We start from the raw sequence: 14,281 nt of genomic DNA, 5'->3' as shown, positions 1-14,281 counted from the left end.
GAAAATATCCAAGCATCTTGTGTACAACACCTGTGAGGTCAAATAAGCGGTGGACTAGTTCTTCTTTCCATATAGAGGATTGCCTCAAAACCTCAAGGGGTTAGGCACTGAAGCTGTAGAGTTCCATTCAATACCTTTTGATTCCTGTCAACTGTAGGAGAGTGGTTTTTCACCCCGCCATTTCTTTAACGAAAAGCTCATTCCACAGAAGCAGCGGTTTCCATCCGGCCATAGAGGAAATGAACTCACTTTTTGCGAACAAATGCTCATTCGGACATGGTTCACCACCGTATTCAGCATTGACTCAATTCCTATGATTCAATTCTTACCACAAAGCAAAAACCGAACGAATTCGTTCGGTTTTTGCTTTGTTTACTGGTTTTGTCCAAGTCACTATATAACTATTCCTTATTCAACGCTAAGGATTTCCACTTCCATATCCCCGCCTGGTGTCGGTACAGTTACCTTTTCGCCTATTTCACGTCCTATCAGTGATTTTGCGATTGGTGAATCGTTCGAAATTTTCCCTTCGAACGGATCTGCTTCCGCACTACCGACAATTTGATAACTTTCTTCGTCACCGTCAGGAAGTTCTTTAAACGTCACGGATTTCCCTAAATTCACCACATTTGGATTATCGTTATCGTTTTCGATAATTACTGCATTCCGAATCATGTTTTCCACCGTAGCGATACGGGATTCTACAAAAGCCTGCTCATCTTTTGCAGCATCATATTCAGAGTTCTCGGAAAGATCGCCGAACCCTCTGGCTATTTTTATTCTTTCTACAACTTCTTGTCTTTTTTCCGTTTTAAGGTATTCTAATTCATCTTCTAATTTCTGCTTACCCTCATTGGTCATGTAAAAACTTTTTTCTGCAGCCATTTGACACACTCCTTTGATTCCAACAATAATATCAAATTCCCGATTATTCCAAGTCTTCTTTTATCTGGGGTATATATAGTTTATATAGTATACAACAAAAACATGATAAATTAAATCGGTGAAGTTTCACATTGCTGGTCACCATTTTGGTAATCGGGGCGGGAAAAGAACCTTGTCCTTCTATAAAAATGAGCAGCACATTTGTGCGCTCAAGTCCATGTTCCCGTTTTCAGTTTGACTATATCCAATACTATGGCAGATTTTATCTAATTTTTCAATAGTTTTTACTTATGGACGGAAAAATTTACCGGTTCAGAATCGTTTGTATTTTAGTTGCCATCAAATCGATGGCTACATGGTTTTGTCCACCCTCAGGGATAATAATATCTGCATAGCGTTTCGTCGGTTCGACAAACTGCAGATGCATGGGCCGGACTACATTGATGTATTGATCGATAACAGAATCGATTGTACGCCCACGTTCCTTGATATCCCGAAGCAGCCGTCTGATAATCCGCACATCTGCATCCGTATCAACAAACACTTTGATGTCCATTAAATCAAGCAGGCGTTGGTCTTCCAGAATCAAAATCCCTTCTAAAATGATGACATCTTTGGGTTCGACACGTACCACTTCCTCCGAACGGGTATGACGAGTATAGTCGTAAACAGGTTTGTTGACAGGTTTTTGTGCCAGTAGTGTTTTTACATGTTCTATCAATAAATCGTTATCGAAGGCCAATGGATGATCATAATTGGTATTCAAGCGTTCTTCATACGGAAGATGGGCTTGATCTTTATAATAATAATCCTGTTCTATGACTAAAATGGTCTTATCTGTAAACCGCTGGCTGATTGACCTGGTTACAGAGGTTTTTCCAGATCCGCTGCCCCCGGCAACACCAATAACTACGGGTTTGTTCGACATACTACCTAGCTCTCCTTTTTCCTTTCATCTTCTAACACTGACAGCGATCCCGTCACCAACCGGAATAATGGTCGTATAAAAGTCGGGATGATGGACAAGCCATTCATTATAACTGCGCACTTTTCCTGCAAGTTTGTTAAGCCTGTCTTTTTGGTCGGATTCCGAAGCAACCATACCTCTAAACAGAACATTATCGGAAACGATAACCGCATCCTGACTCAACTGCTTGCTGTAGATTTCGAAAAAACGCTGATACTGACCTTTGGCTGCATCAATAAACAGCATATCATAGCGTCCGTTATTATTTACCTGCTCTACTACTTCTAAGGCATCTCCCAAAATTACCTGGATTTGGTTTTGTTTATCCTGAGCTTCAATATTATTGACTGCTTCCTGATAACGCTGTTCATCTCTTTCAATTGTCAAAATCTGCGCAGCAGGATATGCTTCCAGCATTCTGAGTGCAGAATAACCGATAGCCGTCCCGATTTCGAGTATTTTTGCAGGCTTATGAATGCGGATCAATTGCATCAAAAACTGAATGCCTAGCGGCTCCATTATCGGTATGCGATGCGCTTGCGCATATGCTTCAAGTTTTGCAGCCCACTTTGGCACAGCTGGGACAGTCCCCATTAAGTATTGTTCTAATTGATCATCCACTTTTGCAACCTCCGTCAATTTCTTATGTCAAAAGTCCGCTTGTTTTTCAAATGGATTGTTCATAACAGGGCTTTACAAGACCTTTGAACAATTTTTACAACCCTATTATTTTAACACAAAAAAAGCAGGGAATGCGAATTTTTACCTTCACTCCCCTGCTGCATCCCTGTGTAAATATTTTTGCGTTAACTGCTGATGTTCTTCAAATGTTTCCGAGTAATAAATCGTCCCATCTTCTGCCGCCACAAAATACATATAGTTGGTATCCTCTGGATTGAGAACCGACTGCAGGGAATTCTCTCCAAAGTTTGAAATAGGCCCTACCGGGAGCCCCGATACTTGATAGGTATTATAAGGCGACTCAACCTCAAGGTCTTCGAACAATACCCTTGATTTATGCTCGCCCAAGGCATAAAGCACTGTCGGATCGGTCTGAAGTCTCATATTCTCAGCCATCCGGTTGAAAAACACTCCCGCTATCATCTTTCGATCTTTTTCTGTTTGCGCCTCCTTTTCAACTAGTGATGCCATTGTCAGTGCTTCGTGAACAGAGCCAATCTGATCATTAGCCGAAATGGAATCCAAATATGGCGTCAAAACATTTTCAGTCTTTCGCAGCATTTTGTCGATAATTTTTTCCGGTGTAGGATTTTCCACATAAAAATCATAGGTAGCGGCAAATAGATAGCCTTCCAGTGGATACCTGATTTCCGGATCCAATATCTCCTCCGACAATATCATTGGATGTTGAGCAATCAGATTTTCTAAGTATTCGGCATCTTCTGTCTTGGCTATAAATGCTTCCGGATCAATGCCAGCTTTTTCAGCATATATAGAAGCTATTTCTTCAATTGTTTTTCCTTCCGGGATTGTGATTGTAAGAATAGGATCCTTTACCAGTGTACCTGTCTGCAATGACTCCACAATCTGGTCAAAGCTCATCGACGGCGAGAACTCGTACTCTCCCGCCTGAAACTCTGCCACATTATTAAATTTAATATAAAAGCGGAATACAAGACTGTTGCTTATAATGCCGTTTTCTTCCAATATGCCGGCGATTTGGGAAGTAGAAGAACCTAAAGGTATTTCTACATCTGTGGTCGTATCATCATCCGGATCCACTGGTTCCATGGCAGACTTGACGTATAAATATCCGGCAATAGAGCCGATTATCATGATCAATAGTAAACAGGACAGGATTACAGCAACGATTTTCCTGACAGTGCTTGCTTCTTCCATGCGCTGTTTCCAACGTAAGGAAAACTTTGTCTCTTTATCAGAAGTAGACATACGAAACCCCCTTCACCGGATTTATTATACTACAAACCTCGACACCATTTCTAATTATTGTGTAATTTATTCAAGTTTTCCGATTATAACGCATCATTCAGCATAAAAAAGTGGCATAGATTTTTTTATCACAAAGACCGAGCGGTGTGAACATCCCACCACTCCATGATTTTGCTTTTCTACATAAAAAAGCCTATTACCGGCAAATGCCGATAATAAGCTTTCAGTCATCCTATAATGAAATTTATTCTGTTTCTTCATCCGTCAGGGTGTTAAGCATTTCCTCGACCATTTCCCATTCTTCCTCTGATTCAATTTGGAACAATGACAAGTCATCTTCATCCTGAGATTTTTCCTCATAGCGAAATGCAAATACCTCGACTTCATCATCGTCTTTCTGTTCAGCAGGAACGACAGCAATATACGAATTGCCTGTCTGGTCCACATCAAACGTGAACAGCACTTCAAACAAATGCTCTTCTCCATTCTCGTCTGGAATAATGATTCTTTCTTTTTCTTCTAATGCCATTTCTGCACCTCCGTAAGTTGTTCGTTCATTTGTTTGCGTCCAGGTAACCTTGCAAAATCATGACCGCGGCCATTTTATCGATCACCTTTTTACGCTTTTTGCGGCTCATATCTGCTTCTAAGAGAACCCGCTCCGCAGCCATGGTTGTCAACCTTTCATCCCATAAAACCGTCCGTATTGAAAAACGGTCTTCAAGGTACTTGGCAAACGCTTGAGAAGCTTCGCCCCGTTCCCCGATTGTTCCGTTCATATTTTTGGGCAGGCCGACTACTGCCTCTTCAATATTATATTCCGAGATTATTCTTTCTATTTCGGATTCAGCTGTCGAATAATCCTTTTCATTCCATTTAATGGTCGTGATGCCTTGGGCAGTCCAGCCAAGGGCATCACTGACAGCAACCCCGATTGTTTTTTCACCAACATCAAAACCAATTTTTTTCATTATTACTCCTTATGGTTATTCAAATAGGACTTGACCAGTTCTTCAATCAACTCATCCCGTTCTATTTTTCTAATTAGGTTCCTTGCATCCTTGTGCCGGGGAATATACGCCGGATCACCAGACAACAAATACCCGACGATCTGGTTGATTGGATTGTAACCTTTTTCCCGTAAAGCTTCGTGCACGGTTAAGAGCACTTCTTTTACATTTTTTTCGAATGGTTCTTCGGGAAAATTAAATTTCATTGTTTTGTCCATAGATCCCATTAGTTTACCCCCGTTTTTCAAATTTTAACGTTAACTGACAAACGTCCACAATTCGTTACTCTCTATTATATACCTAAACCGTCTTCAAGAAAAACTAGGAATTTTCCTTGATAAATGTTTCAGCATATTGAAGTGCCTCTGGGAGCTGGTCAGGGTTTTTGCCTCCCGCCTGTGCCATATCGGGACGACCACCACCGCCACCACCGCAACGTTGTGCCGTTTCTTTGATCAGTTTTCCTGCATGATAACCTTGTTCAACAAGATCCTTCGAAACTCCTGCCGCGAGCTGGACTTTTCCATTAGAAACTGAACCTAACAGAATAATGCCAGAGCCGACCTTTTGCTTGAGTTCGTCGACCATATTTCGCAGCTGGTTCATATCCTGGACATCTACTTGCCGAGCAAGCAGTTTCACACCGTCAACTTCCTGAAGATGATCCAGTATAGAAGATGCCTCCATATTAGAAAGCTTGGCACTTAACGATTCCTTTTCTCTTTGGAGTTCCTTCATATCATTGAACAGGACGTCTATTCGCTCCGGCACATTCTCCGGGCTTGTCTTCAGCATATCTGCCGCGTTCCTTAGAACAGTCTGTCTGTCATTTAAATATTGATAAGCTGCCTTTCCAGTACTTGCTTCTATCCTGCGCGTTCCGGCGCCAATTCCGGACTCAGCTGTTACTTTGAACAATCCGATTTCTGCAGTGTTGACGACATGGCAGCCTCCACATAATTCAATGCTGTAGTCGCCGACTTGGACCACTCGTACGATATCACCGTACTTTTCCCCGAATAAGGCCATGGCTCCCATTTTCTTGGCTTCATTAATAGGATGATAATCAATTGCCACCGGTACAGATGCCCATATTTTTTCATTGACAAGTTGTTCAACACGGTCCAATTCCTCATTCGAAATAGAACCGAAATGAGAGAAGTCAAACCGAAGCCGGTCTGTAGTTACCAGGGAACCAGCCTGGTTGACATGTTCCCCTAATACATCCTTTAATGCCTGGTGAAGCAAATGTGTTGCTGTATGGTTTTTAACAATCTCCGAACGGGATTGTTGGTCAACCATAGCCTTTACCTGTTCCCCTCTTTGCAATCTTCCTTCCTTCACCAAAACACGGTGCATGTTCTGTCCCTGTGGAGCTTTCTGAACATCCTCTACAGAAAGGGTAGCTTGATCGGTATGGATCCAGCCTTTGTCAGCAACCTGCCCGCCGCTTTCAGCATAAAATGGCGTTTCTTTCAAGAAAAGATAAGCTTCATCTCCTGCTTCCACGGTATCGACAAGCTCTTTGTCCTTGATAATCTCTAAAACGGTTGTTTCCACTTCCAGCTCTTCATAACCGACAAACGTGCTTTCTGCTTCCACTTCTCCGGCTACGCCTTCCTGTACATGCATGGAATCAACCTTTTGTCTAGCTTGACGTGCCCTTTCCCGCTGTTTGTTCATTTCCTGTTCAAAGCCTTCCTCATCCATGGTAAAACCCGCTTCGCTTATATACTCATCAGTGAGTTCTTTCGGAAAACCATAGGTATCATACAAACGGAATACCTCTTCGCCAGGAAAGACATTGCTGCCCTTTTGCTTTTCGTTTTCCATGATTTCCGATAAAATTGCCAAACCTTCACTTAGGGTTTCGTGGAACCGTTCCTCTTCTGTCTTTACCACGTTCTCGATAAAGGTTTTTTTATTCTGAACTTCTTCATAAAATTCTCCCATGATATTACTGACCGAATCCACCAGCTGGTACATGAATGGCCGATTGATTCCGATCTGCTTGGCATAACGGACTGCCCGCCGCAAGAGTCGTCTCAATACATAGCCGCGTCCCTCATTCGAAGGAAGCGCACCATCACTGACAGCAAATGTTACTGTACGGATATGGTCGGCAATTACTTTGAATGCTACGTCGCTTGCTTCCGTTTCGCCATACTTGACGCCGGCCAGTTGTTCGGTACGTTCTATCAGCGGCATGAACAAGTCTGTTTCAAAATTAGTCGGTGTATCCTGGATGACACACACCATCCGTTCCAGCCCCATTCCAGTATCAATGTTTTTCTTAGGGAGCGGGGTATAAGTGTTGTCGGGATTATGATTGAATTGAGAAAAAACCAAATTCCATATTTCCAAATAGCGCTCGTTCTCTCCACCTGGATACAGCTCTTGATCATTTGCGTCATTTCCATATTTCTCGCCGCGATCATAGAAGATTTCCGTGTTCGGACCGCTTGGTCCCTCGCCGATATCCCAAAAATTTTCTTCCAGACGGATAATCCTTTCTTCCGGTAGTCCAATTTTGTCCCGCCAAATTTGAAAGGCTTCGTCATCTTCCGGATGGACGGTAACAGAAAGTTTTTCTTTTTCAAAACCGATCCAATCATCGCTTGTAAGAAACTCCCAAGCCCATTCAATCGCCTCTTCTTTAAAATAATCACCAATTGAAAAGTTCCCCAGCATCTCAAAGAAGGTGTGATGCCTTGCGGTCTTTCCCACATTTTCAATATCATTTGTCCGGATCGCTTTCTGGGCATTTACCAATCGCGGATTATCCGGAATGACTCTACCATCAAAGTATTTTTTTAACGTTGCTACCCCACTGTTAATCCAAAGCAGTGTTGGATCTTCTTTAGGCACTAAGGAAGCACTAGGTTCTACACGGTGCCCTTTCTCCTTAAAGAAATCTAAATACATTTGCCGAACTTCTGCTGATTTTAAATGCATCATAGGTTTTTACCTCCATTGGCTTTGACTTATTTTTAAAGGATTGCTTCTAACTGGTTCTCCACCAAACAAGATACACATTCAGATAAAACAAAGAAGCTCCCGTTCCTGCCTGAAAGCAGGGACGAGAGCTTTGTTCGCGGTACCACCCTGATTATGGACACAATGATCCATCACCTTTAGTTGCTTGTAACGGTGCAGGCCGGCGGAGATGAATCCGCACTCAGATCTAGCTTCCATGGTCCTGTCCGGGAATTTTTTCAGCCTGGAAATTCCTCTCTGATCGGGTGGTCACCATGTACTCGGGATCCTCAACGTATTATAGCATTCCTTCTATTGACCTTCGTCTACTTGTCTCAAAGTATAAAAAAGATACTTGCTTATGTCAATCAATCTGCCGTCCGAAAACGATGGATGTGAAACAGAATTACTTTTAAAATGGTGAGAAGCGGGACAGCCAATATCATTCCGATAATACCGCCAACTTCTCCCCCTGCCAGTAAAGCAAATATAATCAGTATCGGATGGATATTGATGCTTTTGCCTACGATGAATGGGGATAGAAGATTCCCTTCGATTATCTGGACGATAAACACGGCGATCACTACATAAATCACCATTTTATACGAGATAGTCAAGGCAATTACTACTGCCGGAATTGCTCCCAAAATAGGACCAAAGTAAGGAATGATGTTTGTCACTCCCATAATTACTGCCAAAAGAAGCGGATATCGCATGCCAATCAGCCACAAAAAACCATAAGTGGTTAAACTCACAAACAGGCAGACAAGCAACTGCCCCCTAATATAATTTCCAAGACTCTTATCTATTTCAAGGCAAAGCTTCCGTCCGTCGTCCCGATACTTCTCCGGAGTCAGTCCTCTGACTACTTTCCTGATCAAGTCAAAATCTTTCAGCATATAAAATACAAGGACGGGAATAACCGCTGCCAGTATGACGATATCCATTAGTTTGGCTGCCTGTTCAACTACGCTAGTAAGCAAATGACCGACAAATTCTTCCACTCGGTAAAAAAGAAGATCCATCCGGTCGTGTACGGATTCTGGTAAGTAAGCTGTTCGTTCATACAAGCCATAAATCGCATTGCGGTATTGCTCCATAAACGTTGGCAAATTGGCGTTCAAGTCCCGCAGCTGATGAAGCAGTACGGGAAAGGCTTTGTAGAGAAGATAACCTGAAAGACCAAAAAACACAATATAAATGCCGATTATTGCAAACCATCGGGGGAAATTACATTGATGAAGCTTTTCAATTACCGGGTGCAGCAAATAAGCAATCAATGCCGAAATAATGAATGGAGTCAATATGTGGAGAAGTACAGTCAAAACCGTCTGATACAGGGGCAGCAGTATCCATAACAAATACATGAACAAAAATGCCAATATTCCAGCAGAAATCCAATATAAAAAGCGGATAGATTTATTAGGATGGAACAAGCATACCTCTCCTTCCCGGTAAACAAGCTTGACGCCTTGAGCCAAAATGTCTCCATTTAGTTTCCCCAGGAAAGAAGATTTTATTAATCAATGCCGGTCACTGCTAATACATTCTACCAACTTGCTTTTCTTTCATCCTCGCTAAAAAGGTCATTCAACGAACTCAAAGAACCATCCTGTTCAACCTGATGCAAATCCAGTACATCTCCCAATAAAGACAGTTCTATAAAACAATTCCAGCAATAAAATTGCTGGTTTCCTATTTTCCCAATGTTTTTACCTTTGCAGTTCGGGCAATGCATCCAGGATCCTCCTTGCCAAATCGTAAGTTGTCCTAAAGCATGCCCGATTTATCCTGTTTTATACATAAAATCTATAAAAAATCGTATGGCGAAAGTTCTCCTTCCTCCTCCTGTTCAGGTTGAGGTACGTTCTCAATGAGTTCCCGAAGCTGTTCTTCTAATGAAGTAAACCGGCGATTCGTGTCCTGTTCGTTGACTCCTTGAATAAACGCCTGTTTATTCCCGCACAAAATCAATGACTTTTTACATCTTGTAACAGCAGTGTATAGTAAATTTTTGCGCAGCATTCTTCGATATCCTTGGATTACCGGAATGATGACAATCGGAAATTCACTTCCCTGAGACTTGTGTATGGAAGTACAGTAAGCATGCATAATATTGGCTAAATCCTTCCGTTCATATGCTACCTCTTTTTCTTCAAAGGCTACCACAACTTCTTCAGCCTGACCGCTTCCCTCGTCTTCCTCAAAAATCGCCGATATTTCTCCGATATCTCCATTAAAAACACCATCTTCCGGCTGATTGACCAATTGGATTACTTTGTCGCCAGTCCGGAACGTGATATCCTTTGTGCGAATTTCCCTGCGTTGATTTGTTTTCGGGTTAATCAATTTCTGAATTTCTTCATTGATACGATGTATGCCTGCTTTTGAGCGATACATCGGTGCGAGCACTTGCAAATCTCGAAGATCGACTCCTTTGTCGTGTGCGCGTTTGACAATTTGAATGATCACATCCACCACTTGGTACTCCGGACACTCAATAAAATTAAAATCCGTTTCCTGCTGAAGGGAGTCATGCCTGCACTGATTGTTTTTGATTTCATGAGCAAGTTGAATAATCTTCGAGCCTTCTTTTTGCCGATAAACCTCGTTGAGTTGTACAAAGGGGACAAGACCGCTTTTAAGTAAATCGGCCAATACCTGTCCAGGCCCTACGGATGGCAGTTGGTCCTCGTCACCAACTATCAGTACTTGCATATTATTTGGAATTGCTTTGAACAATTGATGTGCCAGCCAGATATCAACCATAGAAAATTCATCAATGACCAGCAGCTTTCCTTCCAGCTGATTATCTTCATCTTTTTCAAAGGTTTCATGTCCATTCCAGCCTAGCAGCCGATGAATCGTCACAGCTGGAAGACCGGTAGACTCTTTCATGCGCTTAGCTGCCCTTCCGGTTGGGGCTGTCAATATAAATGGATAGGTTGCATCATTGTCATAGTCATCAGGGTCAAGGGATAAACCGTGAATTTCTGCGTAAGCATTGATAATTCCTTTAATGACCGTTGTCTTTCCTGTACCCGGCCCCCCTGTCAACACCATCAATTTGGAACCAATCGCCTTTTCAATCGCCTGATACTGTTCCTTGCCATAACTGAGAGACTCTTCTTCCTCAATCCTTCCGACTATTTTTAGCAGCTCCGCATCTGCCGGCTGTTCTGAGATTGCTTGTTTGATAATTCGGTCGATATTTGTACAAAAGCCGCTTTCTGAATAATATAGCGATGGCAAGTAAACCCTTGAATCAACTACAATTATCTTTTTCCGCTTATTCAATTCTGCAATCTGAGCAGTGATTGTTTCCGGTTCTATCTGATGCTCTTCTCCATGCAACAATTCATCAACAGCTTGCAAATGGTTTTCCAATGGCAGATAAACATGCCCCTCCTGAATACTTTGCTGCAATGTATAAATACAGGCAGCTTGAACTCGGCTTGGGTGGTCCATCGGAATGTGATTTTGTCGTGCCACTTCGTCAGCTCGTTGAAAGCCGAAGCCTTCTATATCAAATACATACTGGTATGGGTCCTGCTCGAGAATGGTGATCGCTTCATCTTTATACGCCTGATAAATTTTTTGTGCCATTTTCAGCCCGAATCCATAGTTGGATAAATGGACAACAATATGTTCAAACCCCTGGTGTTCAGCCAGGTCCTTTGAAAGCTGTTCCGCTTTTTCTTGTGTGAGTCCTGGAATTGAATTCAACACACCAGGGTCTTGCAATATCTTGCTGACAGCCGTTTCCCCCAATTCTTTGACAATTCGCTGGGCAGTTTTTTTACCGATTCCGTAAAACAAATCACTGGATAGGTAAGCGACCAATCCATCTTCTGTCTCTGGAATGAACCGTTTAAAATGGTTCACCTGATATTGCAGACCAAACTTTTTATGTTGTTCAAATGTACCGTGAAAAACGTAGGTCTCTCCTTCATTTAGACGGGAAAAATACCCTTTTACAACCATGTCCTTTTCTTTGAAAGACTCATTGGTTTCTAGAACCTTGATTCTGGCAATGGAAAAGTGCTCCTCCTCATTGATAAAAATATGATGAAGGAGCTCGCCTTTCACATAACTATTCTGTTGCAATTGTCCGTTTTTATCTTCCATTGCCATCTTGATTGCCCCTTTTTACTGTTCCTGGTTATCCTGGTTCAGCATGTCATCGATACTCTTTTTCCCGTTTGCAGCTAGCAGATGATCCGGCTGATATTGCAGTGCTTTGTTAAAATACTCGTAAGCTCGGTCGACATCTTCCTCATATAAATAGCTTACACCGATATTGTAAAGGGCATCACTGTGTCTCTCATCAACTTCAAGAACTTTGAAAAAGGTTTGTTGCGCTAACTGGATTTGATTTGTTTGCGCTAAAGCCAGTCCATATTGAAATAAAGCCGTCTCATCTTTTGGGTTCAACTCAATGGCACGCTGAAAATAGGGAAGGGAAAGCTTTTGATGATCTTGATGTTGCAAGGACATCGCCAGCATCATATAGACATCCCCTTCTTCAAGCCCTGTGTTAATTGCCTTTTGAAAATGTTGCTGAGCAGCTGGATAGTCTTCCTGGTCAAAAGCAGCGTTCCCCAATCCAAAGTAAGCTGTAGCGGCATCGGAATCTAGTTCAATCGCTTTATGATAAAATTTTTCAGCTCGCTGATAGTCATTCATATGAAGCAACAGGTTGCCAAAATTGATGAAACCTACGGGATCTTCCGGATTTTCCTCAATCGCTTCATTGAACAAGCGTGCTGCTTCCTGAAGATCCTGTTCTTGCATTTTTTCTATTCCTTTACTAATTTTGTCCATATTCTCACCCCGATGTATTTTTCATAGCATTAAAACCCTGCAGATAAAATATTTTCTTATAAGACGTTCTATTACTTTTGCTTAGACACTGAGCACTCTTGGGTCTTCTTAGGCTATATATACAAAACCCATGCACGCTTGATCTATAAAGAAGAAAGGCGTTTTTTGCACCATTTGTTTTTTCTCATGAATCACTTGGTACTGCGTGTAGCTAGGATAACGAGCAGAGTCCAATAGAAGAAGAAAGGACGGAACCCTAACCGTTTCTAGAAAGAAAAGCACCCGTTTCCCGACAACCGTTTTTAAGAAGTCTTGTCGGGTTTCCAGGAAAAAAATTTCTACGCTAGACTAATCAGCATACTTCTAAGCTTAGGGAGCATACGCGGACTCCTGCGGAAAAGCGCGAGCTGAAGAAATATTCTTTAATCGAATCAGTGGGAGAGAAGCAAGAGTACACTATTACTTTCTGAAGATTAACCCCTTCTACACTCTTACCTCTAGTTTAATGAAAATCGATTGTCCCGCCAACCCCTTGACTGAACTTTGAAAAACCCCTTGTCACATTGGACAAGGGGTTGCAGTATATACAATCAGCCAACATAGTCTAGGTATTTCTCGTCTTTGATGACTTCGTCAATTGTTCCTCCACCTAGACAAACGTCACCGTCATAAAAAACGACCGCCTGACCTGGAGTGATTGCACGCTGAGCTTCATGAAATTCTACACGTACCTTATCATCGCCAAGAGGGCTGACCGTTACTTTACTGTCTTGTTGACGATAACGGAATTTTGCGGTGCATTCCATCGAACCGTTCAATCTTTCTTCATTTATCCAATTCAAATCTGTAGCTATCAACCCGTCAGAGTACAACCGGTGGTTATGAAATCCTTGTTCCACGTAAAGAATATTTTCTTCAAGGTTTTTCCCGACAACAAACCACGGATCCCCGGAGCCACCGATCCCAAGACCCTGCCTTTGGCCGATCGTATAATACATCAGCCCTTCATGTCTGCCTTTTTCCACTCCGTTCAAAGTTTTCATTTTACCAGGCTGTGCCGGCAGATATTCACTCAAAAATTCCTTGAAATTTCGTTCGCCGATAAAACAGATACCTGTGCTGTCCTTTTTATGCGCAGTCGCCAAATCATGTTCAGCCGCGATTCTGCGCACCTCTTTCTTCGGCAAATGCCCCAAGGGGAACATGACTTTGGATAGGACCGATTGAGAAAGTTGATTCAAGAAATAAGTTTGGTCTTTGTTGTCATCGACTCCGCGGAGCATTTGGTATTCTCCATCCACTTCACGGACTTGAGCATAGTGTCCTGTCGCAAGAAAATCCGCTCCTAACGACAAAGCATGGTCAAGAAAGGCCTTGAATTTTATCTCTTTATTACACATAACGTCTGGGTTTGGAGTCCGTCCTGCTTTGTATTCATCCAAAAAATAGGTGAACACTTTGTCCCAGTATTGTTTTTCGAAATTCACCGCATAATACGGTATTTCCAATTGGTTACACACTCTTACAACATCATCAAAATCTTCTGTAGCTGTACATACGCCGTTTTCGTCGGTATCATCCCAATTCTTCATAAAAATACCAACTACATCATAGCCTTGCTGTTTTAAAAGCAAAGCAGCCACAGAGGAATCGACACCTCCGCTCATCCCGACGACCACTCGCGTATCTTTTTTATCCTTCATGCTGT

Annotated in this window: 13 protein-coding genes and 1 other annotated feature; all 13 genes read right to left on the bottom strand. The window is 42.2% G+C overall.

The window, feature by feature from the left end; genetic code table 11:
* Positions 1 to 408: 408 nt before the first annotated feature.
* The 13 genes from greA to mnmA all read right to left on the bottom strand — a co-directional run bounded on the left by greA (position 409) and on the right by mnmA (position 14,276).
* Positions 409 to 885 (bottom strand): transcription elongation factor GreA, encoded by a 477-nt coding sequence (gene greA / locus BLR82_RS18585; protein WP_074600934.1) that lies wholly within the window; start codon positions 883 to 885, stop codon positions 409 to 411.
* Between the two features lie 304 nt (positions 886 to 1,189).
* Positions 1,190 to 1,813, bottom strand: coding sequence for a uridine kinase (gene udk, locus BLR82_RS18580; RefSeq protein WP_074600933.1), 624 nt, complete (start codon positions 1,811 to 1,813; stop codon positions 1,190 to 1,192).
* A gap of 24 nt (positions 1,814 to 1,837) precedes the next feature.
* Entirely contained in the window at positions 1,838 to 2,473 is a 636-nt protein-coding gene (locus tag BLR82_RS18575; RefSeq protein ID WP_074600932.1) for an O-methyltransferase, read from the bottom strand.
* Positions 2,474 to 2,620: 147 nt separating this feature from the next.
* Positions 2,621 to 3,763 (bottom strand): endolytic transglycosylase MltG, encoded by a 1,143-nt coding sequence (gene mltG / locus BLR82_RS18570; RefSeq protein WP_074600931.1) that lies wholly within the window; start codon positions 3,761 to 3,763, stop codon positions 2,621 to 2,623.
* A 244-nt stretch (positions 3,764 to 4,007) separates the two neighbouring features.
* Positions 4,008 to 4,292 (bottom strand): DUF1292 domain-containing protein, encoded by a 285-nt coding sequence (locus BLR82_RS18565; RefSeq protein WP_074600930.1) that lies wholly within the window; start codon positions 4,290 to 4,292, stop codon positions 4,008 to 4,010.
* Positions 4,293 to 4,317: 25 nt separating this feature from the next.
* Positions 4,318 to 4,734 carry a Holliday junction resolvase RuvX gene (ruvX, locus tag BLR82_RS18560; RefSeq protein WP_074600929.1) on the bottom strand — a complete coding sequence of 139 codons (417 nt, stop codon included), beginning with the start codon at positions 4,732 to 4,734 and terminating at the stop codon, positions 4,318 to 4,320.
* 2 nt (positions 4,735 to 4,736) lie between these two features.
* On the bottom strand, positions 4,737 to 5,000 hold the full coding sequence (locus BLR82_RS18555) for an IreB family regulatory phosphoprotein (RefSeq protein WP_074600928.1): 264 nt from the start codon (positions 4,998 to 5,000) through the stop codon (positions 4,737 to 4,739).
* Between the two features lie 94 nt (positions 5,001 to 5,094).
* Positions 5,095 to 7,731, bottom strand: a complete 2,637-nt coding sequence (alaS, locus tag BLR82_RS18550; RefSeq protein WP_074600927.1) for an alanine--tRNA ligase — start codon at positions 7,729 to 7,731, stop codon at positions 5,095 to 5,097.
* A gap of 114 nt (positions 7,732 to 7,845) precedes the next feature.
* Positions 7,846 to 8,052, bottom strand: a binding site (T-box leader).
* Positions 8,053 to 8,117: 65 nt separating this feature from the next.
* Entirely contained in the window at positions 8,118 to 9,185 is a 1,068-nt protein-coding gene (locus tag BLR82_RS18545) for an AI-2E family transporter (RefSeq protein WP_074600926.1), read from the bottom strand.
* A 113-nt stretch (positions 9,186 to 9,298) separates the two neighbouring features.
* Positions 9,299 to 9,487 (bottom strand): hypothetical protein, encoded by a 189-nt coding sequence (locus tag BLR82_RS18540; protein WP_074600925.1) that lies wholly within the window; start codon positions 9,485 to 9,487, stop codon positions 9,299 to 9,301.
* Positions 9,488 to 9,558: 71 nt separating this feature from the next.
* Positions 9,559 to 11,877 (bottom strand): SF1B family DNA helicase RecD2, encoded by a 2,319-nt coding sequence (gene recD2, locus BLR82_RS18535; RefSeq protein WP_074600980.1) that lies wholly within the window; start codon positions 11,875 to 11,877, stop codon positions 9,559 to 9,561.
* Positions 11,878 to 11,898: 21 nt separating this feature from the next.
* Positions 11,899 to 12,573 (bottom strand): tetratricopeptide repeat protein, encoded by a 675-nt coding sequence (locus tag BLR82_RS18530; RefSeq protein WP_074600924.1) that lies wholly within the window; start codon positions 12,571 to 12,573, stop codon positions 11,899 to 11,901.
* A gap of 590 nt (positions 12,574 to 13,163) precedes the next feature.
* Positions 13,164 to 14,276 carry a tRNA 2-thiouridine(34) synthase MnmA gene (mnmA, locus tag BLR82_RS18525; RefSeq protein WP_074600923.1) on the bottom strand — a complete coding sequence of 371 codons (1,113 nt, stop codon included), beginning with the start codon at positions 14,274 to 14,276 and terminating at the stop codon, positions 13,164 to 13,166.
* Positions 14,277 to 14,281 lie beyond the last annotated feature (5 nt).

It is taken from the genome of Sediminibacillus halophilus (genome assembly GCF_900103695.1).
In the GTDB taxonomy this organism is placed as follows: Bacteria; Bacillota; Bacilli; order Bacillales; family Amphibacillaceae; genus Sediminibacillus; species Sediminibacillus halophilus.
The sequence above is the reverse complement of the archived record's forward strand: the minus strand, read 5'-3'. Positions and strand labels throughout refer to the sequence as shown.